The organism is Thermosynechococcus sp. Uc, assembly GCF_029335995.1.
Lineage (GTDB): Bacteria > Cyanobacteriota > Cyanobacteriia > Thermosynechococcales > Thermosynechococcaceae > Thermosynechococcus.
Genome location: NZ_JARJMS020000077.1, coordinates 1 through 23,295, shown reverse-complemented (window position 1 = coordinate 23,295; position 23,295 = coordinate 1). Strand labels below are relative to the sequence as shown.

23 protein-coding genes are annotated in these 23,295 nt (G+C 52.2%); 12 read left to right on the top strand and 11 right to left on the bottom strand.

Annotated features, from left to right (window positions below):
• Nucleotides 1–135 precede the first annotated feature (135 nt).
• Together rlmN and P3X23_RS08620 are read left to right on the top strand one after the other, a co-directional pair.
• The gene (gene rlmN / locus P3X23_RS08625; RefSeq protein ID WP_300875468.1) at nt 136–1,149 is read left to right on the top strand and encodes a 23S rRNA (adenine(2503)-C(2))-methyltransferase RlmN; all 1,014 of its coding nucleotides are present in this window, start codon (nt 136–138) and stop codon (nt 1,147–1,149) included.
• Between the two features lie 53 nt (nt 1,150–1,202).
• Entirely contained in the window at nt 1,203–3,071 is a 1,869-nt protein-coding gene (locus tag P3X23_RS08620) for an NYN domain-containing protein (protein WP_300875465.1), read from the top strand.
• On the opposite strand, the gene P3X23_RS08615 is transcribed toward P3X23_RS08620, so the two are convergent.
• The gene (locus P3X23_RS08615) at nt 3,068–3,805 is read right to left on the bottom strand and encodes a response regulator transcription factor (protein WP_300875462.1); all 738 of its coding nucleotides are present in this window, start codon (nt 3,803–3,805) and stop codon (nt 3,068–3,070) included. The genes P3X23_RS08620 and P3X23_RS08615 overlap by 4 nt on opposite strands.
• Nucleotides 3,806–4,299: 494 nt before the next feature.
• On the opposite strand from P3X23_RS08615, the gene P3X23_RS08610 reads away from it, so the two are divergent.
• Both P3X23_RS08610 and P3X23_RS08605 read left to right on the top strand, forming a co-directional pair.
• Complete coding sequence (locus P3X23_RS08610) at nt 4,300–5,964, top strand: DUF3370 domain-containing protein (protein ID WP_300875459.1); 1,665 nt, start codon at nt 4,300–4,302, stop codon at nt 5,962–5,964.
• A 4-nt stretch (nt 5,965–5,968) separates the two neighbouring features.
• Nucleotides 5,969–6,700: a metallophosphoesterase family protein gene (locus P3X23_RS08605; RefSeq protein WP_300875456.1), complete on the top strand. Its 732-nt coding sequence runs from the start codon at nt 5,969–5,971 to the stop codon at nt 6,698–6,700.
• Here the strand turns inward: P3X23_RS08605 and lspA are convergent.
• Together lspA and P3X23_RS08595 are read right to left on the bottom strand one after the other, a co-directional pair.
• Nucleotides 6,697–7,173 (bottom strand): signal peptidase II, encoded by a 477-nt coding sequence (gene lspA, locus P3X23_RS08600; protein ID WP_300875453.1) that lies wholly within the window; start codon nt 7,171–7,173, stop codon nt 6,697–6,699. The genes P3X23_RS08605 and lspA overlap by 4 nt on opposite strands.
• On the bottom strand, nt 7,170–8,249 hold the full coding sequence (locus P3X23_RS08595; RefSeq protein ID WP_300875448.1) for an Mrp/NBP35 family ATP-binding protein: 1,080 nt from the start codon (nt 8,247–8,249) through the stop codon (nt 7,170–7,172). Before P3X23_RS08595 ends, lspA begins: the two co-directional genes overlap by 4 nt.
• Between P3X23_RS08595 and P3X23_RS08590 the strand changes: the two genes are divergently transcribed.
• From P3X23_RS08590 to P3X23_RS08580, 3 genes are all read left to right on the top strand, one after another.
• The gene (locus P3X23_RS08590) at nt 8,248–8,463 is read left to right on the top strand and encodes a hypothetical protein (RefSeq protein ID WP_300875445.1); all 216 of its coding nucleotides are present in this window, start codon (nt 8,248–8,250) and stop codon (nt 8,461–8,463) included. The two genes, P3X23_RS08595 and P3X23_RS08590, sit on opposite strands and share 2 nt — an antisense overlap.
• On the top strand, nt 8,460–10,067 hold the full coding sequence (gene guaA / locus P3X23_RS08585; protein ID WP_300875442.1) for a glutamine-hydrolyzing GMP synthase: 1,608 nt from the start codon (nt 8,460–8,462) through the stop codon (nt 10,065–10,067). Before P3X23_RS08590 ends, guaA begins: the two co-directional genes overlap by 4 nt.
• A gap of 61 nt (nt 10,068–10,128) precedes the next feature.
• Nucleotides 10,129–12,003 (top strand): hypothetical protein, encoded by a 1,875-nt coding sequence (locus tag P3X23_RS08580; protein WP_300875440.1) that lies wholly within the window; start codon nt 10,129–10,131, stop codon nt 12,001–12,003.
• A 19-nt stretch (nt 12,004–12,022) separates the two neighbouring features.
• Here the strand turns inward: P3X23_RS08580 and dnaB are convergent, their stop codons facing one another.
• The 4 genes from dnaB to P3X23_RS08560 form a co-directional block, all read right to left on the bottom strand.
• Nucleotides 12,023–13,372, bottom strand: a complete 1,350-nt coding sequence (gene dnaB / locus P3X23_RS08575) for a replicative DNA helicase (protein ID WP_300875437.1) — start codon at nt 13,370–13,372, stop codon at nt 12,023–12,025.
• A 14-nt stretch (nt 13,373–13,386) separates the two neighbouring features.
• Nucleotides 13,387–13,845, bottom strand: coding sequence for a 50S ribosomal protein L9 (gene rplI, locus P3X23_RS08570; RefSeq protein ID WP_300875434.1), 459 nt, complete (start codon nt 13,843–13,845; stop codon nt 13,387–13,389).
• 171 nt (nt 13,846–14,016) lie between these two features.
• Entirely contained in the window at nt 14,017–14,142 is a 126-nt protein-coding gene (gene psaJ, locus P3X23_RS08565) for a photosystem I reaction center subunit IX (protein ID WP_011058244.1), read from the bottom strand.
• Nucleotides 14,143–14,179: 37 nt separating this feature from the next.
• On the bottom strand, nt 14,180–14,674 hold the full coding sequence (locus P3X23_RS08560) for a Photosystem I reaction center subunit III (protein WP_300875432.1): 495 nt from the start codon (nt 14,672–14,674) through the stop codon (nt 14,180–14,182).
• 316 nt (nt 14,675–14,990) lie between these two features.
• Between P3X23_RS08560 and P3X23_RS08555 the strand changes: the two genes are divergently transcribed.
• The 5 genes from P3X23_RS08555 (at nt 14,991) to P3X23_RS08535 (ending at nt 20,545) form a co-directional block, all read left to right on the top strand.
• A complete protein-coding gene (locus P3X23_RS08555; protein WP_300875429.1) occupies nt 14,991–16,190 on the top strand; it encodes an adenylate/guanylate cyclase domain-containing protein in 1,200 nt (399 codons plus the stop codon).
• Between the two features lie 248 nt (nt 16,191–16,438).
• On the top strand, nt 16,439–16,843 hold the full coding sequence (gene psbU, locus P3X23_RS08550) for a photosystem II complex extrinsic protein PsbU (protein ID WP_300875497.1): 405 nt from the start codon (nt 16,439–16,441) through the stop codon (nt 16,841–16,843).
• 31 nt (nt 16,844–16,874) lie between these two features.
• On the top strand, nt 16,875–18,515 hold the full coding sequence (gene nadB, locus P3X23_RS08545) for an L-aspartate oxidase (RefSeq protein ID WP_300875426.1): 1,641 nt from the start codon (nt 16,875–16,877) through the stop codon (nt 18,513–18,515).
• A gap of 41 nt (nt 18,516–18,556) precedes the next feature.
• Nucleotides 18,557–19,765 carry an MlaD family protein gene (locus P3X23_RS08540; RefSeq protein WP_300875423.1) on the top strand — a complete coding sequence of 403 codons (1,209 nt, stop codon included), beginning with the start codon at nt 18,557–18,559 and terminating at the stop codon, nt 19,763–19,765.
• Nucleotides 19,766–20,011: 246 nt separating this feature from the next.
• A complete protein-coding gene (locus P3X23_RS08535; RefSeq protein WP_300875420.1) occupies nt 20,012–20,545 on the top strand; it encodes a tetratricopeptide repeat protein in 534 nt (177 codons plus the stop codon).
• Between the two features lie 103 nt (nt 20,546–20,648).
• Here the strand turns inward: P3X23_RS08535 and P3X23_RS08530 are convergent, their stop codons facing one another.
• From P3X23_RS08530 to P3X23_RS08515, 4 genes are all read right to left on the bottom strand, one after another.
• On the bottom strand, nt 20,649–20,765 hold the full coding sequence (locus tag P3X23_RS08530) for a photosystem I reaction center subunit VIII (protein WP_149820283.1): 117 nt from the start codon (nt 20,763–20,765) through the stop codon (nt 20,649–20,651).
• Nucleotides 20,766–20,813: 48 nt separating this feature from the next.
• Entirely contained in the window at nt 20,814–21,290 is a 477-nt protein-coding gene (locus P3X23_RS08525) for a photosystem I reaction center protein subunit XI (protein WP_300875417.1), read from the bottom strand.
• 162 nt (nt 21,291–21,452) lie between these two features.
• Nucleotides 21,453–22,625, bottom strand: a complete 1,173-nt coding sequence (moeB, locus tag P3X23_RS08520) for a molybdopterin-synthase adenylyltransferase MoeB (RefSeq protein WP_300875415.1) — start codon at nt 22,623–22,625, stop codon at nt 21,453–21,455.
• Nucleotides 22,626–22,696: 71 nt separating this feature from the next.
• The coding region (locus tag P3X23_RS08515) for a DUF3370 family protein (RefSeq protein ID WP_300875412.1) at nt 22,697–23,295 on the bottom strand (599 nt) is incomplete at its 5' end.

Here is a 23,295-nt window from a genome sequence, read left to right as displayed (position 1 = left end):
ATCAATAAAGCGTTCGACAGGAACTTCCTTTAGCCTAGGTCAAATGTTTGTCGTTCACCTTGTTCACGAGGATGAAATCCAAGGTTAGGTGAACAGTTTGTTAGGATCAAAGGGCAGTTTAATTGGTCTAAGACTATGGTACTGCTGGGACAGTCCGCAGCAGAACTCAAAGCATGGGTTGAAGCTCAAGGACAGCCCGGCTATCGGGGGCAGCAATTACATCAATGGATCTATCAAAAAGGGGTGCGATCGCTCCAAGAAATTACGGTTTTTCCCAAGCAGTGGCGTGAGGCTCTCGCTGAGGTAGAAATTGGTCGCTCTCAACTTCGCTGTCGTCATGATGCCCAAGATGGCACTGTGAAGCTCCTCTTGACCCTGGCCGATGGCGAAACCATTGAAACGGTGGGCATTCCCAGTGGCGATCGCCTGACGGTGTGTGTGTCTTCCCAAGTGGGCTGTCCGATGGCCTGTGATTTTTGTGCCACGGGTAAAGGGGGCTATCGCCGCAATCTGGCTAGCCATGAGATCATTGATCAGGTATTGACTATTCAAAGTGAAATGGGGCGTCGCGTTAGCCATGTCGTGTTTATGGGCATGGGCGAACCCCTGCTGAACTTAAAGGCCGTCCTCCAAGCCGTCACCTGCCTCAACCGTGATATTGGTATTGGTCAGCGGCACATGACGATTTCCACCGTAGGCATTCCCCAGCAAATTCAGCGACTAGCACAGCACCAATTGCAAACCACCCTTGCCGTCAGTCTCCATGCCCCCAACCAAAGCCTCCGGGAGCAACTCATTCCCAGTGCCAAGCACTATCCCCTCAGCCAGTTAATTGCCGATTGTCGTGCCTATGTACAGCAAACGGGTCGCCGCGTTACTTTTGAATACACAGTTCTCGCTGAAGTGAACGATCGCCCCCACCATGCGGAGGAACTAGCGCATCTGTTGCGGGGATTTCAAAGCCATGTGAATCTGATCCCCTACAACCCCATTGCCGAGGCGGCCTACCGGCGTCCCACTGAGCAGCGATTGCGACAATTTCTGGCACAACTACAAGCCCTTGGTGTCACTGCAAGCATCCGGCGATCGCGGGGTCTAGATCGTCAAGCTGCCTGTGGTCAACTACGGCAAGCTCAACTTAGTGTCTAAACATTTTTTGCTATCATAACTTGCTAATTCCTGTAATTCCTATTGCATTTTGAATGAAGCCAGAGCTTTGGTTTATTGCCCCTGTTAGCGCGATCGCCCTCGGTGGTATTGCCACCCTGATTCAACCCCAACAACCCTTAGCCACACTTTTAGGAAGTGGCATCGGTGCCCTTGCCAGTGCTCCCTTCATTGAAAAGAACCAATGCCAGAGCGATCGCCTTCTTCAAGACGTTCACCCAGTTCTCTCATCCCCCTCCTCCCCAGAGACCAGAGAACTCAAGGAACTTCTCCTGCAAGAACTTGAGCAACAACGCCGACAACTCACTGGCTTTGAACAGCAACTGCATCAAGTGTTTCCCGAAGCCTTGCGTCCGATTTGCAATGAGATAGCACAGACATTGCAAGCCCTCAAGGACAATCTCAGGGACACTGCCGTCACCACGCCGACGGCACAACAACTGGAGACACTCATTGAAACCATTCACGCCCAGAGTGCCACTCTGCAAACCATTCAAACCTTACTGCAAAAACCCCAACCGCCAGCAACCACCTTAAAAACCGCTGTCCTCTACGACATTGAGAACCTAGTCTTTAACCAAGGGCAGCGACTGGATCCCGCCAGAGTAAATGAGCTAGTCTCCTTAGACAACATTCTTGAATCAATTAAAGGAGCCATTGATCTAGGGGAAATCGTCATCAAGCGTGCCTATGGAAACTGGCAAAATCAAATCCTCCAAGCCCTCAATGCGCAGTTGGAGCGATTGCAAATCGAGCGGATAGGGGTCTATGGTCGCAATCACAATCAACGTAATGCAGCGGACATTCAACTTGCCCTTGATGCCATTGACCTCGCCTATCAGCATCCCGATATCAACACCTTTGTGCTCATCTCCGGCGATGGTGGCTTTGGCTCCATTGCCTTGCGCTTGCGGGACTACGGTAAAACCGTAATTGGCTGTGCTTACCGTAATGCTGCCAGTGATAGCTTTCAGCGGGTATGCCACCAATTTGTTTTCCTTGAAAATCCCTTCATTGACTCACTACCCGCAATTAATGGTAGAAACGGCACCACCCCTCGTCAATCCAGTGCAGAAAGTCGCACAGCACTATCCTCACTTCAGCGGCTGCCCATTGAACCGCTCAATTATGACCAAATTCCTCTCTCAGAAATTGGCCAACGGGAAACCGAAAAACTATTGGAGCTATTCTCTTACTACACTAGCGATGCAGCAAAACGTCGAGAATTGGCTAGGGGAATGCTCTTTGATAGCGTATATCTAGAAATGAGATCTGTGGTACCCCAACTAGATCCGCTGCGATTGGGCTTTTTCAAGCCCTCTGAATTAGTGGCCTACTTAACCGCGCAAAATCAATCAAAAATTGGGGAAATTGGCGTTGCGGTGAATAGTGAATTGGGTAAAACCATTCTCTGCTGGCGAAATAACCTACCGCAAGGCTATACCCTCCGCACCTCTAGCCCTCAAAACATTCACACAGTCGCAATTTACCGTGGCATCTTTGCCAATGAAGTGGCGGCGGATTTTTTACTGACTCAGGTGGGACAGTGGTTAATTGAGCACCGCCCGCGCAATGCTCCTTTTCAGACAATGACCGACATTATTCTTGAGAAAGCTCAGCAACAGTACCGCATTAGTCAGCAGGGGATTAAACGAGCGATCGCCAACTACCTCAAAGCGGGCATTCTCACGCGCACAGCAAACACCCTTACCCTCAACCCTGCCATCCAAGATTTTTCTGGTTTGGTCATCGAGCTGCAAACCCGTTTTCGCCAAGCCGTAGAAAAACGCCTCAGCAAGATTGGCGAGACAATTAATGAGGAAGTCTTTGCCCAAGCCGTTCCCCTCAAGCCGTTGAAACTGCCCACAAAAAATCCAGAACAGGCACCAGAATCCCATTTCTAGGACATATTAGAGGCATTGGGGGGTTCAATATGACTCGGTAACTCTAAGCAATACCCAGCACCATAAACTGTTTTGATGTAGCGAGGACTGCGGGGATCGGGTTCCAGTTTTGTTCGCAGGTGACGCACATGGACGCGGATTGTCTCAATGTCATCATCGGGGTCATAGCCCCAGACTTCCTTGAGAATCTCACTGGGGGAAACAGTTTGACCGTGGCGTTGCAGCAGGCAGTGGAGCAGTTCAAACTCAAGGCGCGTCAGCTTGATAATTTTACCAAACCAAGAGACCTCAAATCGTTCAGGCACCAGGGTCAATGGGCCATAGCTGAGGATTTCTCGGTGTCCTGCGGTTGCCGGAATGCGATCAGCCCGTCGCAAGAGAGCACGTACCCGTGCCAGCATTTCCTCCAATTCAAAGGGCTTGGTGAGATAATCATCGGCACCGGCATTAAACCCCTCCACCTTGTTATGGGTTTGGCTGAGAGCCGTCAACATCAAAATCGGAATATCTTGGGTTCGGGGATCGCGCCGCAGCCGCTGGCAAATTGTAAAACCATCCACTTGAGGCAACATTAAATCAAGGAGAATCAAATCGGGAGAGAGTTGCACGGCGAGGGCTTGCCCTTGCATCCCATCGAAGGACTTTGTAACCTCGTAGCCCGCCATTTGCAGGTTAATTGCCAAAACGTCAGCGATCGCAGGGTCGTCATCAATGATTAAGATGCGGGGCTTCATAAGATAGACGGTACTCAATCCTCATGGGCGGTGAACTACCGCTTCTGAGAGAATTATAAACATGCTTGCAAAAACCTTAAGAGTTTGTTGGGTTTCTTTAGATTTTCTCAATATTTGACACCAACCGACGGATACAGACCTTCCTCACAAAATAGGGGGTATAGCTAGTAAACAAGAAGCTGTCCTAATATCAGCTTGTACAGTGTTAAGCGTGCTCAATCTATGGGACACTTAACGATCTAAAATTGGTTAAAATTGGTCTAGACCACTTTTTAATCAATACTGATCAGTGTCTCAAGCCCAGTTCTAGACTGGCATTGCACAAAACAACCTAGACTGGCAATACGTCCATACCGCAACCTTTATGCGGCCTTTAGCGGATTTTCTACAAACCTAGGCTATACTTTGGAAATGCAACTTTTGGGCAGAAGCGATGATCCTGTTCTAACTTTTGCGAACTGCTCACTCGTGTCATGCTGTGGTTTGGATTGAATATGCTGGCTCCCATTCTTGTGGCACAAGCCGCTTTAGCAACTCCACTCCAACATTCATCCACCGTTGTGCAGGAATATTCGTCCCGCTCGAAGGTTGTTGTTCAAACCAATGCTGTACCTGCAAAGGTGCTGCCGGGGGTCTCTACGCCCCCTTCTGCAACAGCCTACGTCACACCAACCAATTTCGCCTATTTTCCCCAAGACATTCGTCCACTGCCTGGGCAATTAGATAATGTGCCAGTGTTTAACAGCAACAGTCCAGAGATGGTGCGCTCTGAGGGGATTCTCCTTTCGACATTTCCACCCCAAGGGAAATGGCAACCGGCAGCTCACCTCAACTATCCCCTAGAGGGGCGCTTTGATGTCTTTGCCCACCACATTACTCAATCCAATCGGGCAGTCAGTACGCCCACTCTCTATTTGGGGCTGTTGGCCTATAACCCAACAAATCACTATGTCACGGTAAGATTTCATCAAGCTGCTAGTTTCTTGAGTACGCCGGATGCTCCTTTCCGCAATTTACCCGCCATACTCGATAACCCCACTGGCTTTGTCTTCTCAGGACCCGGCAGTCGAGTGACCAACCAAGTGCTGCGGGGGGTGCGGCAAACCTCTTTTCCCTCCCAGGTGACCATTCCCCCTCGCGAAGCGCGGATGCTAGCTAATCTGCCCCTGCCGTTGCCTACTCAATTTCCCAATGCAGTACTCAATCGTGCCCGCGCAGAGTTTATCCTCAATGCCGATGGCACTGTCGGCCCCGGATTGCCTTTAATTCCAGATCCAAGTCCCTTTGGTGAGGTCTCCTCCTCCAATGGCCGCTCAACTTTAATGTATTTAGAAAGCAGTGGCCCAATTTACTTGGCGCAAATGTCAATGTTTGCCCGCCTGAACGAGCAAGGTACAGAACGAGCCCCCACCCTAGAGGAATGGTGGACGATGCTCCATCGGGGTCAACTGGTTACCCCCCGTGACATCCCACCCACGCCCCCGAATAGTAGTCAGTTGGGCCGCTTTTTTTATGGTCGCGTTGCTGGAGTGAGTCAAGGGTCTCAATGGCAGGCCACCCTCACGGATGCTCAAGGGAGTGTTCTGAATATTCCAGCTCCCGGACGAGCTATCTCCTATGGGATTAGTACGCTCCACCGAGGCACATTGGGCACTGGTCAAATTCAAAGCGCCCCCATGTTAGTACGCTATCCTGACACTGCTTACTATGCCCACGGCAACTATGGCGTTCACTACAGCTTGACCTTGCCTTTGGTTAATTATACCCACCAATTTCAGTCAGTGGTGTTAACACTGCAAACCCCGGTCAAGCAAGACCACCGCAGTGTCATCCTCCGGTTTTTAGAGCCGCCGCCACCCCAAGTGTTTTTCCGAGGGACGGTGCGTGTTCGCTTTATCGATGATTTAGGACAGAGGCAAGAGCGCTATGTCCACTTGGTACAGCGACGTGGTCAGCGGGGAGAACCATTGGTTACATTAAATATGCGTCCCGGTGAAAAACGGGATGTAACAGTGGATCTACTTTACCCACCCGATGCAACTCCGCCCCAAGTGTTGACAGTGGCTACATTGCTCGGTTCTGGCTATGAGAACACTACCCGGGTTCCCCCGGCATCTGGATCCCTGTCTTTGACACCTGCAACGGTACCTCAGGAGTAAGCGAGTGGGCGATCGCCTGATCCTGATTGGAGATGTCCACGGCCACTACGAAGGACTGTGCCGCTTACTGGATCTCCTCTCACCGAGAGTGGGCGATCGCCTGTACTTCCTTGGCGACCTTGTGGATCGAGGACCGAGTAGCGCCTCTGTCCTGGAATTAGTGCGTCAGTGTGGCTATGGTGCTGTGCGGGGTAACCACGAAGACATGATGCTCCTCACCTTCGAGGGCAAACAAATCAATGCCGCGCGGTTCTTTGTCTGGTGCAATAGTGGTGGTGATGAGACCCTGGCTAGCTACACGTCCACCGATTTGCTTTGGCAACACCTCGACTGGCTGCATACGGTTCCCCTCTATCAAGATTTAGGGGATGTGTTTGTTGTCCATGCGGGTTTGGATCCATGTCTTCCCCTAGAACAACAGACGCGTCGGGAATGCTGCTGGATCCGCAAACCGTTTCTTACTCATCCCACGCCCTACTTTGGGGATAAGACCATTGTTGTCGGCCATACAATTACATTTACATTTTCTGGTGTTGAACCAGGGCAGCTGGTGCGCGGTACCGGCTGGTTAGGGATTGAGACCGGTGCCTACCATCGCCGTAGTGGTTGGTTAACAGCACTCGACTGGACAAATCAGTGGGTGTATCAAGTCAATGTGCTCTACGGCGGCACCTGCCAAGGGGAATTGACCCAGTTTTTGGTGGATTTAGGGGATTTTTCCTACAGTATCAGCTAGCGCTGGCGCCATGCCGACCACAGCAGACAGGCAATGCCGATGTTAATGGCAATGTCGGCCACGTTAAAGACAGGAAATTGAATCAAACGAAAATCTAAGAAGTCAATGACTTCGCCAGTGAGAAAGCGATCAATACCATTGCCCAAAGCACCGCCGAGTAAACAGCCATAGCCCACCTGCTGCCAGCGATCTAAGCGCGGACCTAGGACTGCCCAAGTGATTAGACCTAAGCTAACGATAAGAGACAGCCAGCGTAACCAGAGACTGCCATTGGCAAAGAGGCTAAAGGCCGCCCCGGTATTCGTGACGTAGGTAATATGAAAAACACCGGGGATAATTGGCGTTGTTTGCGGCGGCACTGTTAGCGCATAAGTAGCCAAAATCCACTTTTTGGTCAGGCGATCGCCGATTAAGGCAAGGCTAGAAGCCCACCAAAAGAGGGGGTTTTTGATCTTGAGCTGCTGACTACTCATCCCACGGCACTGAGGGCAGCCACGGAGACCCGTGCTGCTACCTGTTGGGCGATCGCCCGCAGGGCTTGAGCTGAAGCGGACTGTGGATCACTCATGAGAATCGGCTGACCCAAATCTCCCCCTTCCCGCACGGGCAACTCCAAGGGCACCTGTCCCAAAAGGGGCACTCCCATCTCTGCCGCTAGGGCTTCGCCGCCGCCACTGCCAAAAATGTCATAGCGACGATTGGGCAGATCGGGGGGGATAAAGTAGCTCATATTTTCCACCAGGCCGAGAACCGTTACCCCCAACTGCTGAAACATCCGCAATCCTCGACGGGCATCCCCAAGGGCAACGGGTTGCGGTGTGGTTACAATAACTACCCCTGCCATTGGCACTGCCTGCGCTAGGGTGAGTTGCGCATCCCCAGTGCCGGGGGGTAAATCCACAATTAGATAGTCTAGATTTCCCCAATCGCTTTGGTAGAGAAATTGGCGAATTATGCCATTGAGCATAGGACCGCGCCAGATCACTGGCTGATCGCGCTCAATCAGGAAGGCCATGGAGACCACCTTTAAGCCGTGGGCAACTGCGGGTACCAGGACATCTCCTCTTGCTTCCTTGCGCACTTCGACAATGGCCTCCTCTAGTCCCAGCATTGTGGGGACATTGGGGCCATAGATATCGGCGTCAATCATGCCAACTGCTGCGCCGGCCTGGGCAAGGGCAAGGGCTAAATTCACGGCAACGGTACTTTTGCCGACCCCCCCTTTACCGCTGGAGACGGCAATGATGTTCTTGACCCCCGGTACATCGGTGCGATCAGGCAAGCTTCTTTGCTGGGGGGTTTCGGCGGTAACCGCCACTTGGACATCCATCACCCCCGGCAGAGTAAAGACGGCCTTTTTGCAATCCTCAACAATAAATTCCCTCAATGGACAGGCGGGCGTTGTCAGCACTAGGGTAAAGCGAACCGTGCCATCCTCAATGACAACGTCGCGGATCATATTCAACTCCACCAGCGATCGCCGCAACTCGGGATCTTCCACAGGACGGAGAACAGCCAACACAGACTCAACGGTAAGAGGGGCACTCATGCAGGTGATTCGTTACATTCGCTACTTAGATAGCGATCGTAGCACTGTTGGGCAGATTCCCCCGCCAACCACAGCAGTGATACAGCCCTGTGCCCGAAGATGCCATAGGCCTAAAGGAACGAAGACGGCTCTTAAACAGGATGACATTATTTCAGAAAAGGGCGGTATTCTGGAAAGTATTAGCTATTCGGGATCAGAAGGACTGCAACGTTGACTCACTCCACCCTCCATCAACCCGCCACCGTTGCCGGCTCAGGCCTGCAACGCCAACTCATTGTCATTCTCGATTTTGGGTCACAATACTCCGAACTCATTGCCCGCCGCATTCGTGAAACTCAAGTCTATTCCGAGGTTATTTCCTACCGCACCACCGCTGAGCAACTCACTCAATTGGCACCCAAAGGCATTATTCTCTCCGGTGGTCCCAACTCTGTCTATGACGAGAATGCTCCCCAATGTGATCCTGAAATTTGGAACCTAGGGATTCCTATCCTTGGCGTGTGCTATGGCATGCAACTGATGGTGCAACAGTTGGGGGGAACTGTGGAGCGAGCCAGCGCTGGTGAGTATGGTAAGGCAGCGCTCTTTATTGATGACCCCACGGATCTGCTCACCAATGTGGAGCAGGCAACCATTATGTGGATGAGTCATGGTGATAGCGTAACCAAGTTGCCCCCCGGTTTTCGCGTCCTTGCCCATACCGACAATACGCCAATGGCGGCGATCGCCCATCCAGAGCGGAAGCTCTATGGGGTTCAGTTCCATCCAGAGGTGGTGCATTCCGTAGGCGGCATTGCCCTAATCCGCAACTTTGTCTATCACATTTGCGATTGTGAACCCACTTGGACTACCGCCGCCTTTGTTGAGGAAGCCATCCGCGAAGTGCGCGCCAAAGTGGGGGACAAACGGGTTCTCCTTGCCCTCTCCGGAGGAGTGGATTCCTCCACCTTGGCCTTTTTACTCCACCGGGCAATTGGGGATCAACTCACCTGCATGTTCATTGATCAAGGTTTTATGCGCAAAGGGGAACCCGAGCGCCTCCTCAAGCTCTTTCAGGAGCAATTTCACATCAAGGTGGAGTACGTCAATGCCCGCGATCGCTTCCTTGCGCAGCTAGTAGGGGTCACCGACCCCGAAGAAAAGCGCAAACGCATTGGCCATGAGTTTATCCGTGTTTTTGAGGAAGAGTCCCAGCGCCTAGGACCTTTTGACTATCTGGCTCAGGGAACACTCTATCCCGATGTCATTGAATCCGCCAATACGAACATTGATCCCCAAACTGGTGAGCGTGTTGCTGTTAAAATCAAGAGCCATCATAATGTAGGCGGCCTTCCTGAAAATCTCCGCTTTAAGCTAGTGGAACCCCTGCGCAAACTCTTTAAGGATGAAGTACGCCAAGTGGGGCGGTCGCTGGGTCTGCCCGAAGAGATTGTGCAACGGCATCCCTTTCCCGGTCCTGGTTTGGCAATTCGGATTCTGGGAGAGGTCACCCCGGAACGCCTAGAGATCCTGCGAGATGCAGATTTCATTGTGCGCCAAGAAATTAACCGCGCCGAGATGTACAATGACTTTTGGCAAGCCTTTGCCGTACTGCTGCCCATTCGCACCGTGGGGGTCATGGGAGATCAGCGCACCTATGCCTATCCGGTGGTGCTGCGGTTTGTTACCAGTGAAGATGGGATGACCGCCGACTGGGCACGAGTGCCCTACGACCTCCTGGAGCGCATTGCCAACCGCATTGTCAACGAAGTACCGGGGGTGAATCGAGTCGTCTATGACATTACCTCCAAGCCCCCCGGAACCATTGAGTGGGAATAAATTTACCAGTAAGGGGCGCGATCGGTTTAAGTGGAAGAGATGGTGGTGTGAGTGATGTGGCATGAATGGCAAATGGGTAATGGTCTTTGGTTTCAGTGCAAGTGCGTGGTTGCCCTTAGTAGCAACGGCGCAGTCTAGCCCACCCCAATGGCAAATTGAGGACCGGTTAACAACTCACCCAACCTTTGAGGTCGCACCAACAGCAGCAGCCGTGCCCCAATGGCAAGCCGTTCCCGAACCCGATCGCCCTTGGCAACCAGCAACGCCCGAAGAATTGGCGCAACCCATTTTACCCCCCGCGGCTGAGCAAGCACCGACGCCGGTCATTGCCGAAGCACCCCAGTATCGCATTCCTCCCTTAATGCATCCGCCCACCCGTCTGTTTAATTTGGAGACGGCCAATATCCTACCGGAGCAAACCCTTGAATTGCGGGGGGGAATCCGTAATTATGATCCTGGCTCCTTGGGTCAAGGGGGTGGCCTGCAAATTTTCTATGGTTCCCTCGACTATGCGATTAATAACCGCACCCAAGTCAGTTTTAGCGCCAATCTCTTCGACGATCTTCTGGGGCGCGTGATTAATGGTCATCAACCTGAGTTGCAAATAGCTGCCCTTGCTGCTGGCCTTAAGTATCAGATACATCGCCGTCAAAATTTAGCAATCGGAGTTGGAGGTTCCCTAGAAGCCCTGTGGGTCTCCTCAAACAACTTTCTTTTTGTGCCCACAGCTGAAACCCTGGGTACGTGGACGCTAGCCGGTTCGCTCCAGTTCCCCATTACCTACTCGCCTAGTCCTCAATTGCAGTGGCACTTTACGCCAAATTTCACCTACTTGCCCGACACCGTGAACAAGGGAGGAAACTTTTACGGCATCAACTTCAACTTTGGCACAGGTATCAGTTGGCAGCCCCATCCTCGCTTTAACCTTTTTGCCGATGTCAATATGCCTGTAGGTCCTGGGGGCAATGCCGTGCGCAGTAGCGATGGCGCGATCGTCAACCTGCCAGTGTGGAGCCTCGGACTGCGCTTTCTCGCTACCCCCCTCGTTGCCATTGATCTGGCCGCAACTAATGGCCTTGGCATCACACCGGCAACGCGAACGCTTGCTTTTTTGCCAGATGCCGATCAAGTGGCAATTATGGCCGGCTTGACTTACACTCCCAACATCGGATCTAATCTTTCCCCGCCCCTCCTGCCTAGGTTTCGCCGTGGGTCTCGGCCAGCTCTCACGGAGCGCGATCGCCACCTACTTTTCAGTGGTTTGACCCTCACCTCTGCTGGCACGCTGGAGCCGGGGATGTTCCACTTACGAGCTAACACAGGTACAGCGGGAACAGGCTGGCAAATGGGGATTAGCTTGGGTGAGAATGCCCAATTTACAGTTGCTGTGGAGCAATGGGAACGAGGCGAAACCCTTTCGGAGACTTTCAACTATAGCCCCAGTTTGCAATTTGGCTTGGCTGCTAAGCTTCGCTTTCTTGATCAAACCCAAGGAGACCCTATTTCCCTTGCAATTCAGGGCTCATTTAATCACAGCTTTCCCACGGATGACCCCGGCCTTAGCCGCGGACTGGTCGGCGCTGAGTTAAGCTTGATGCTGCAGCCCCATAAAACGCTGGCTTTACTGGTGAATCCCAAGGTTGGCCTCTTTACTCCTAGAAGCAAAATCGTTGGCGGCATTGGCGTGGGACTCAATTTGGAACTTGCTCGCAATCTCCAATTGATTGCCGAAGCCACTCCCGTCTTTGGCCAAACCGGTGTTTATAGTGTCGGATTGCGCTATATCGTTCCCCAGTGGGGCTTGGGAATTGATCTTTACGGGTCAAATGCAGCTGGCAGCAGTATTCCCAATGGGGGTCTAGTGGGTCAGGGGTCACCGGGGGTGGGCGTCAACCTCCATTGGCTGTTTGGTGGATCGCGGCAGCAAGCGGATTAAAAAAATTCTCCCCACTCAACTAATCGCGGGCAAGGTTTTCAAAGCGGGTGTATTGGGGGTCAAAAAGGAGCTTAACGGTACCCACCGGGCCATTGCGGTGTTTGGCAATCAGGAGTTCACAAATGCCGCGATCGGGGGTATCGGGGTTGTAGTATTCGTCGCGATACAGCAGGATCACTAAGTCGGCATCCTGTTCAATGGAGCCAGATTCCCGCAAATCGGACATAAGAGGGCGTTTATTTTGCCGTGATTCGACACTGCGGCTCAGTTGGGAAAGGGCAATGACAGGTACATTCAGTTCCCGTGCCAGTCCTTTGAGGGAGCGGGTAATTCTTGAGAGTTCCTGCACCCGACCCTCTGTCGTTTCTTCACTACCCATTAGTTGCAGATAGTCAATTAGAATGAGGCCGAGACCGTTGGGATGCTCCGCATGGAGACGACGAGCCGTGGAGCGAATCTCGCCAAGGGTGGGGTTGGGAGTGTCGTCAATGTAAATAGGCAGTTGGGAGAGAACACCAATCGCTCGACTCAGGGGTTCCCACTGGTGTTGGCTAATGCGCCCTGCCCGTAAATAATTGCTGTCAATGCGGGCTTCGCTAGCGAGGAGACGTTGCACCAGTTGTTCCTTGGACATCTCAAGGCTGTAGATCGCCACCCCTAGGTTGTGAATTTCGGCAATGCGACGGGCAATTTGCAGGGCGATTGCTGTCTTGCCCATCGAAGGACGACCAGCAATGATAATTAAGTCCGATCGCTGGAAGCCTTGGGTTATATTGTCCAGATCGTAGAAATTACAGGATAGACCCGGCTGAATATTGCCGATCGCCCGTTGCTCTAGTTCTGTAAACGTGCGGGTAAGAATTTGATCGGTGCGGGTTAACCCCTGCTGAATCCGATCCTGCGTCACGCTAAAGATTTGCTGCTCGGCCTGATCCAAGATCTCATTTAATGAGAGGCTGCTATCGTAGCCCAGCTTCACCACTTGGGTACCGGCTTCAATGAGCTTGCGGCGCAGGTATTTTTCCTTGACCAAGACGGCGTAGCGATCAATATTAATTGCACTCACCGTGCGCTCCACCAGCTCTGCCAGCTTTGTGTGCCCCCCAACCTTATCCAATAGCCCCTGATCCTGGAGCCAAGCCGTAATGCACAGCAGATCCGTGGGACTGCCACGACTGTGGAGGGAAATGGCTGCGCGGTAGATCTCGCGGTGGGCACTGAGGTAAAAGGCCTCAACCGGCAAAATATCCACCACACGGTTAATGGCTTCAGGATCTAAGAGAATACCCCCCAAAATCCACTCTTCCGCTTCGAGGTTCTGGGGGGGAAGGAGTTGGCTATCCGGCTGAAAGTTCGGCTCCTGAACCATCAGGGAAGTTAGCCCTAATCAGCAACCACTTGGATATTGAGTTTGACAGTCACTTCGGGATGGAGCTTGATTTCAGCCGTGTAGGTGCCCAATTTGCGAATCTCGGGCAAAACCATGTCACGGCGATTGATTGTTTCACCCGTAATCGCTTGAATGGCATCGGCTACATCTTGGGGCGTGACACTGCCAAAGAGCATATCTTTTTCGCCTACGGGCATTGAGATAGTAATGGTGGCCAGTTTTTCGAGGGTGGCTTTTTGTTTTTCCGCAGCGGCTTTAAGTTCGGCAAGTCGTTGCCGTTCTTTTTCCTGGAGCCGCTCTACCCGCCGTAGGGCATTGGGGGTTGCTGGCTCAGCAATCCCTCTGGGAAATAGGTAATTCCGGGCATAGCCGGGGGCGACTTCGACGACTTGACCCATTTGCCCGAGCTTATTGACAGTTTGATTCAGGACAACTTGCACCCGCTTTGCCATGGGGATCCTCTTTCATTGAACTGGATGGGGTAACAGCAATCGTCAGCGCTGGTGGCTACGGCTGTTATTTTAAGACAAATGACTATTGTATAGCCTATGGGGGGCGATCGCGACAAAAAAGGGCAGAACTCCTGTTCCACCCTTGTACCAAGTTTGTGCTCAAGAATTGACTTAAAGGGGATGGAAGAGCAAGTCGGGATAGAAGCGATTAAATTCAATCAAAATCCCGGCAGTAATCGTCATCCAAATAGCAGCCAACACGGGCGCGGTGGAAAGATAGGTCAAAAAGTGTTTCATGGTACGTTGTCCTTATAACAATTAACCAACAGTGGAGTTAGCGAGGGGAAACGGTGATTTCGTTATCTTTAACGATGAGTTCACCGGCTGCCAACTCTTTGAGGGCAGCTAAAGGCCAAGCAAACCCCGTGAGCATGCATTTGATGGCAAGGGGCACATCAATAATGATTTCTTTTTCGTTAGCTTCACCACTATTACGCACCGCAATCAAGTAGGCACGACCCACCCAGCCAATCCAGCCGGCAATGTACAGGAAAAGCACACTGGGAATGAGGAAATCACCGGCACGGCTGAGGCGACCGTCCACCACCAGGTGGGGCAGACCCTCTTGGCCACAGAGGGCTTGGCTGTAGCGCTCAAACCGTTTTTGACCGGAGGCAGGGTCAGCAGTGGTGTTCACAGCAGCGGCAGCGCGTTTTTGAAAAGCAGGAGAATCTTTGCAGGGGACGAGTCCTGCCACATCAGCAGAGGCTAAAGGGGTAAAGCCTAACCACAGGGTCAAGACAAGGAGTAGGGCTAACAATCGACGCATGGAGTGTTGTCCTCAAATGCAGACAGGTCAAAGTGCATTCACGGAGAGAGCAATCCCTCCCAAAGCTGCCATCATTTTAGCGGATGGGCTTCAACCCAACCCTAGGGAAAAAGTTAATAATTTTTACAAGTGCAAATAGGAACTAATGATTTCTGTGGCGATCGCTCTATAGCCGATCAGTGCTGCCGCGCAGACTGCGTCTATTGAGTCAGACAAAGCTCCTTTGCTAGACTGGATCTATTGCTGGACTTGACTTTGAAACCTGTGCATGTCGGTGGCGCTGGGGGGAGAGCTAACTCAGTGTGATTTCTTAACTATGAAAAGTGTTTCTCCTATTTTCCCCCCGATGGATGCTGACTTGGCGTTTAACTTACCCGATCAGAAGATCCTAGAGACCTTACCTCCCCAGCAATTGGTGGCGATTATTTTGCGTCAGCAGCAAATTATTAATCAACTGCGCCATAGCCTGTTGCAGATTCCCGCTGGCTCTGAGAACGTTCACCCTGAAACCCCACCCCCCTCTGAGCCCCATCTAGCACTGGTGAGCGAAGACACGGTTTGTTATTTTCCCTTAACAGGGGGGAATTGCTGGACAATAGGCCGCAGTGAAGACAATTCTATTGTGCTTGGCGATCGCTGGATGTCGCGGAACCATGCCATGATTCAGCGCATGGGACAGGGGGAGTTCTATCTTATTGATCTTGGCAGCCGCAACGGCACATTTGTTAATGGTCGCCGCGTCAGTGTTCCCGTTGCCCTGCGCAATGGCGATCGCATTACCTTTGGCCAAACGGAACTGGACTTTTTTAACGAACCCTTTGCCCCTCTGTTTGCTGAAAATGCCACTTTATCCTTGCCCCAATCCGAAGGCTCCTCCACAGCATTGCTCCATGTCCGCCGCTTGTTGACAGTTCTTGTTGTTGATATCCGTGACTTTACCAAGCTGACGCGGCAACTCGAAGAGGAACTACTGTCGGAGCTAATTGGCACTTGGTTTCATCGGGCAGGTGAGATTATCCGTCAATACGGCAGCTGGGTGGATAAGTACATTGGCGATGCGGTCATGGCAGTTTGGATTCACGACAGCGAGGAGATTGGCTATCAAGAAATTTGCCACACCCTCTCTGCCTTAGACGATCTACGGCTGATGACGGGAGAATTGCATCGGCAATATCCCTTGCCGTGGCCATTGCGCATTGGTTCTGGCTTGAACACTGGCTATGCAATGGTGGGTAATACAGGGAGTGGCGATCGCCCCGATTATACTGCCCTGGGAGATACTGTTAACGCTGCCTTTCGCCTCGAGAGTGCCACCAAAACCATTGGCGCTGATCTAGCCCTGGGGGCAACCACTTACCACTACCTTGTACAGTCTTGTCCAAGCTTTGTTCCTTTTCGACCGCAAGTGCTGAACCTCAAGGGCTATGATGCTCCTGTACCTGCCTATGTGGGCAGCTTTGATGACCTCCATGAATTCCTTGTCCAAGCTATCAAAGGTAAGGACACCCTCTACTAACCACGTGAAAAAAGGGATTCAGGAGCGGCCTCCCTCTGATATTATTGAATTATTATCAAATCACATGTGGGAGGCAACCTAGACATCAGTCTATTGTAGGCACTGTGCCTCAGTTTCCTCTGTCACCCTGCTAAAAATCGGTTACCGCCGCCTGCGTTTGCTGTGCGATGTGGTCAGTTCTTTGCTTTGACTCTTAATGAACCGCTGTTTTTGGTAATGACCTGTGAGATTTGGGAGGTAAAGGAATGATGCAACGTTTGGGCCGCTGGCTAGCATTGGCTTACTTTGTGGGCGTTAGCCTGTTGGGCTGGATCAACTGGAGTGCCCCAACCTTGGCGGCAACTGCATCCACCGAGGAAGAACTGGTCAATGTGGTAGATGAGAAACTTGGGACTGCCTTTGGTGAAAAAATTGACCTCAACAATACCAACATTGCCGCCTTTATTCGATACCGAGGTCTGTACCCAACCTTAGCAAAACTAATTGTTAAAAATGCCCCCTATCAATCTGTTGAAGATGTCCTAAACATTCCCGGTTTGACGGAGCGGCAAAAGGAAATTTTGCGACAAAACTTGGATCACTTTACCGTGACAGAGGTGGAAACGGCTCTCGTTGAGGGGGGCGATCGCTACAATAATGGGGTATACAAGTAACCGCCCTGGTTAGATAAATTTTGGATTAGCATTGACTCCCGCAACTTCTGAATTTGATGTCTTAATTATTGGCAGTGGTGCTGCGGGTCTCAGTGCTGCCCTTGCCCTTCCCTCCAGCTATCGCATTGGCTTGATTACAAAAACTGACCTCCAGCAATCCGCTAGTGGCTGGGCACAAGGTGGCATGGCTGCGGCCATTGACCCGACAGATTCCCCCTTGCTCCATGCCCAAGACACCCTAGCTGCGGGAGCTGGCCTCTGCGACCCAGTGAGTGTCCAGTTCTTGGTTGAGCAGGCACCGACACAGGTTGAGCGGCTCTTGTCTATGGGGGTAGCCTTTGATCGCACGGGCGATCGCCCTGCCTTGACCCTCGAAGCCGCCCATTCCCGTCCCCGTGTTCTTCATGCCGCCGATACAACGGGGCAAGCCCTAATTACCCCCCTGTTAAAACAGGTAACTGCTGCGTCCCATATCACTCTCTTGCCCAATAGCTTCGTCTTTGATCTATGGCTGGAGTCGGGGCAATGCTGTGGCGTGTGTCTATTGCATCAGGGACAGCTTCAGTGGCTGCGCTCTGGAGCAGTGGTTCTCGCCACAGGCGGGGGCGGTCAAGTCTTTGCCCAAACCACCAATCCTCCCTTGAGCACTGGAGATGGTGTGGCAATGGCATGGCGGGCGGGAGCGCTGATTCGCGATGTCGAGTTTTTCCAATTCCATCCCACGGCTCTTGCTGTTGAGGGGGCACCGCGATTCCTTATCAGTGAAGCAGTAAGGGGTGAAGGAGCGCATTTAATAGACCACACCGGTCATCGCTTTGTGGCGGAGTACCATCCTGCTGGCGAGCTTGCACCGCGGGATATTGTCAGTCGTGCCATTTACCGCCACCTGCAACAAACCCATGCTCCCCATGTCTGGCTGGACCTGCGACCAATTCCCAGCGATCGCCTGCACCACCGTTTTCCGAAAATTATTGCCGTCTGTCGGCGATGGGGCATTGACGTTGAGGAGCAGCCCATTCCCGTGTCCCCCGCCGCCCACTACTGGATGGGGGGAGTGGTCACTGATTTACAAGCCAAAACCAGCCTTCCCGGCCTCTATGCCGTTGGCGAAGTGGCCAGTACTGGTGTCCACGGTGCCAATCGCCTTGCTAGTAACTCCCTTTTGGAATGTTTTGTCTTTTCAGCTCAACTGGCATATCTGCATCCTCAGTCCCTTCCCTTGGCGGTGTCCCCTGTTGGCCGGCAAGCCCTTGAAATTAAACCCGTGAGTTTTCGTCAGTGGCGGCAAAATCTGCGCGAACTCCTGTGGCAAAGTGCTGGGATTTGTCGCGATGCGCCGACACTGATGGCTGCTCTTTCCCAAGTTAAGGAATGGCGCCAAGAGCTGCTGGCTCATCCAATTGCCATCGCCTTTCGTCAACTAGACCCCCGTTACTGCTATACCCTTAGCAATGAAGCCGCGCAGACCACCCTTTGGGAATGGGGCGAGCTACGCAATCTTTTGGACATTGCCTACTTAATTCTCAAAAGTGCCCTTTTTCGTGAGGAAAGCCGAGGCGGTCACTATCGCCAAGACTATCCCCAGCCCGATCCCAATTGGCAAATGCATACCCTGATTCGGGGAGAGCACTGGCAAAAAGCGCCGATTCAAGGCGTCCAGAGTAAACTATAGTTGCTATAGATTCCAAAAATTTTTTGCGGTGATCTATCCCTATGATGCAGTCACGGCGTGTGCAGGAAAGTTTGGTGGGTCTGGTGATCCTTGCAGGCTTAGCTACATTGGGGGGCAGCCTCCTCTGGTTGCGAGGCAATCTTGCCGGTGCCAACAGCTACACCCTTGAGGTGGAATTGGATACCGCACCGGGTTTGGCGGTGGGAACACAGGTGCGCTATCGCGGTGTCCAAGTGGGGCGAGTCACGGCGATTGGTTTTGACGCCAATGGTGTCCGAGTAACTGTGCGTGTCAATAATGTATTGATTCCCCGTGGCGCTGTACCCGAGATTCGGCAGTCGGGGTTTATTGGTCAAGCCTTTTTAGACTTTACCCCCAAGGAGCGAGTGCCGCAGATTCCAGAGGGTGTGACGGCGTTTGCGCCCAAATGTCAGCCAGAGTTGATTTACTGCAATGGCGATCGCGTAACCGGTGTACGTACTGCCAGCTTAGAAGATTTAGTGCGAGCGGCAACCCGCTTTACCACCGCCCTTGAGGAATCGGGAATTATTGACAATGCCAATACCCTTATTTTGGGGGCAACCCGCACCGTCAACCGTGCTGATCAATCCCTCATCAAGGTGAACACTGCCCTCGATAGCTTTAACGCCCTCAGCAGGGACGCCCGCACCGAACTACGGAATTTTAGCACTGCCTCTCAAGCCGTCACCCGTGCTGCCAACCAAATTAGTGAACTAGTTCAGGTCAACCGCAATACGATTAATTCTGCTTTACGCAACATTGATGGCGCTGCCCGAGATTTGAGAACCACGCTCAATGCCCTTCGTCCCCTGACGAAGCAACTGGAGCAGGGAGAATTACTGGCCAATTTGGATCGGCTCATTAAAAATGGTGCAGAGGCTGCAGCCAATCTCAATAAAGTTTCCGGAGCGCTCAGTAGTCCGATTATTATGCTGTCGATCGCCCAAACCCTAGATGCAGCACGCGCCACATTTATCAATGCCCAAAAACTGACAAATGATTTGCTCAAACTCACAAGCGATCAATCCTTTCAATCCGATTTGCGACGCCTCATTAAAATCCTGAGCCGCCTCTTAGCTTCAAGCCAAGACCTTGAGCAGCAATTCTTAGCACTCCATGGGACGGCCCCAGTAGAAACTCAGCCACCTCCCCCTAGTTCCGCCCCCAGTCCAACTGTGGCTGCAACGCCCCCTAAAGAGGAAGAAGCTGTCGTGACGAGTGATCCCTAGGCTGGCAAGTGGCTTAAAAAGCAGTTTCTGTTCGACCCGCAGAGGAGCCTCTTTTCGACCCCTCCGTCTTTTTCCTCGGAGTAAGGAGACGTTTGCTGCGAACCACAGGTGGATTTATGGTCCCTAGCTTAAATTGAGAGATTTTTGGGGCTAAGCGGGTTGCCTCTGTTTATCATAGACCTAAAGAATCAGTGTCTAGAGCCTAAGTTTTAGGGTAATTGGTTGTTACTGGGGATAGGACTCACCATGGAGAATGTCTTACCTGCGGTCTATTTAAGTGTGTTAATTGTTTTACTCGGCGTCTCAGCTTGGTTTGTGGTCAAGCAAATTCTGAAAACTCGCCGTATTGAGTCTAGCTTGGCACGCCTACAACGAAAACTCCAGCAGGAACCGGGCACCACCCAAGAATACTTCGAGCTAGGCAGTATCTACCTCACCAAAAAACTCGCCAGTCAAGCGATTCCCCTGTTTCAAAAAGCCCTGAAGGCCGCTGAAAGCGAAGGCGAAACTTATCTTGCCCCTATCTACAATGCCCTTGGCTATGCCTACTTCATGCAGGAGCAGTATGACTTAGCCATTCGCCAGTACAAAGAAGCCCTGAAAAATAAACCAGAGTATGTGACTGCTGCCAACAACCTCGGTCACGCCTATGAGAAGAAAAATTTACCCCAGCCAGCTCTTGAGGCCTATCAGCACACGCTGAAATACGACCCCAACAACGCGATCGCCCAACGGCGGGTAAACTCCCTGAAAAAACAGCTCAGTGGCACAGCGGCTTAAGGATACTCAATCAGTAAAAAACTGGCTAGGAGATTTCCCAACCAGTTCATAGAATTCATTGAGATGATTGAGCGTTATTGAGCTGGATGAGCCAACCCTCGGCTTAGGCATCCCCTTCGATGTAAAGGAATAGCAACCCCATCACCACCGTGGGCATCAGCCAGCAAACCACGGGAATAAAAATCCAAGGCAAAAAGGACGCAGCATAAGATCCCATCATAATCAGCGGTTCTCCTTCTGGATGTTCAAAATTAGGGTAACCAAGGCCCTAGTTAAAAAGACCGGTCATGATGCCATCGACAACAGAGAAGTTTTCAAGGAGGAAGAAGGCGACAAAGGCTGCTCCCATAGCACCCACAAAGAAGCCAGCCGTAAACTGACTCCAACCTTCAGCGGTTTTTAGGGGATCGCTACTGCTGCCACCTTTGCCACCTTTTTGAAAACTGACTAGACCATAGGCTGCTAAGCAGGCCGTGGCAATCAAAATCAGGGCGATACCAGAAATCAAACCGCCCAAGTTAGCCACATCGGAATCCCGTAGGGGACCGAGCTTGACCCAAGGACCAATGAGGAAGTAACCATGAGCCATGCCAATTTCCAGACCCCGCAGAATCGGAGAGAGGCCTTGACGATAGGCGGGGAGGTTACCAATAAATGTCTTTACTAGGTCAGAGTCGGAAATGGGTGTTGATAAGTGCCCCACAAAGGGATCGCCATTGTATGGCTTAACCAGTTCTTCTGCCATGATTTTTATTTCCCTAGCATTCCGTCATGTCCGCGCACAGGCACAGACCTAAGTGGTTATTCTAGGCAAGGGTGGGCGATCGCGCGAGAGCCAGCGTTCATCTCTTCAAGAAAGTTCATGTATCGCAACATCCCCTTACGCGGCCTCACCCCTGATCTTGGCTTAGTAGGTGGGTACGTTAGGATCGACTTCCCGACTCCAGGCGTTGATGCCCCCTTTGATATTGACTCCCTCAATGCCAGCTTGCTTAAGAATGCCTAGGGCTTTGGCAGAGCGCGCCCCCATTTTGCAGTGCACCAAGAGGCGATGGCCATTCACCAGACTGCGGATTTTCTCCACGCCTGGGCCATTTTCAATTTCCGATAGGGGAACAAGTACAGAGCCTGGAATCTTGGCAATTTCGTACTCATTGGGGTTGCGCACATCCACAAGGACGTAATCTTGGGCACCACTGTCCATGAGGGCTTTGAGTTCCTGCACGGTCATTTCGGGAATTTCTGCCATTTGTGCGGCCTCCTGGGCTTTGGCTTGACGAATACCACAGAATTCTTCGTAGTCAATGAGCTTGTCAATGACTGGCCGTTCGGGGTTCGGGCGCAGCTTCAGTTCACGGAATTTCATCTCTAGGGCATTGAAGAGTAGGAGACGACCACTGAGGGTAGTGCCCTTGCCAAGGATGATTTTAATTGTCTCTGTGGCTTGGATAACGCCGATAATACCTGGTAAAATTCCCAGCACTCCGCCTTCTGCACAGGAGGGCACAAGACCCGGCGGCGGGGGTTCGGGGTAGAGATCGCGGTAATTGGGGCCGCCTTCATAGTTAAAGACCGTGGCTTGGCCTTCAAAGCGAAAGATCGAGCCATAGACATTGGGCTTATTGAGAAGGACGCAGGCATCGTTGACCAAGTAGCGGGTGGGGAAGTTGTCGGTGCCATCTACCACAATGTCGTAGTCTGCCATGATCTCAAGGGCATTGGCGGCGCTCAAACGGGTTTCGTAGAGATCCACTTGGCAGTAGGGATTAATCTCAAGGATGCGGTGCTTGGCAGATTGAATTTTTGGCTTGCCCACCCAGGAGGTACCGTGGATGACCTGCCGTTGCAAATTGGAGCTATCAACCACATCAAAGTCGACGATGCCAAGGCGCCCTACACCCGCCGCGGCAAGATAGAGCAGCAGAGGTGAGCCAAGACCGCCGGTGCCAATACAGAGCACACTGGCAGCTTTGAGGCGTTTTTGACCCTCAACACCCACCTCCGGCAAAATCAGATGGCGGGAGTAGCGTTCATAGTCGTCTTTTGTCAGTTCAACCGTTGAAAGATCTGGATTTAGCATGGTAACCCTTCATCAAAAACGCGGCTGATCTAACCCGACCAGCAAGGGTGAGGGGATGCTCTTTATTGTACTTAGGAGCGGGACAGCGGATCTGCTGAGGTTTCAATAGTCAACACTTGGGGGGGAGTGGCATCCGGCGGATAGAGCATGGTGAATTGAACCCGGCGGATTTCTTGGGGTTGCAGCGTTAACCGCACCAGATCCTCTCCCTGTTGGCCTTGGCGTTGGACAAGGTGAATAATCCGACTTTGGGGGGTGCCTTGATCGTCGCGGAAGCGCAATCGGACACTGCCTCGGAAAAAAATGCGGTTGGGCGGCTCGGCAAAGAACCGTAATCCCTTAGCAGGGGTGTCGAACTTGATGGGAGTCTGTAGGGCAAGGCGCACGGTGTGGGGGCGATCGCCAGTGTTTTGCAGCGGCAGCAGCAAATCATATTCAACGCCGTAATTGCCATGGGCGGCATAGGCAGTATCAGGGTAGCGCCGCAGCAAAGGCGCGGTTTGAACTTGCCCCGTGCCCAAGCGCCCTCCTGCCAAGGAACTAATGGGATAGGAAAAGGCAGTGCCGGCTGCGGGAATGGGAATCGGCGGCTGTCGAGGATTGTGCCAGCGGGAACCAAGGGCAACACCAGCCACTCGGCCATAAATAATTTTGCCTCCTTGATGGGGAG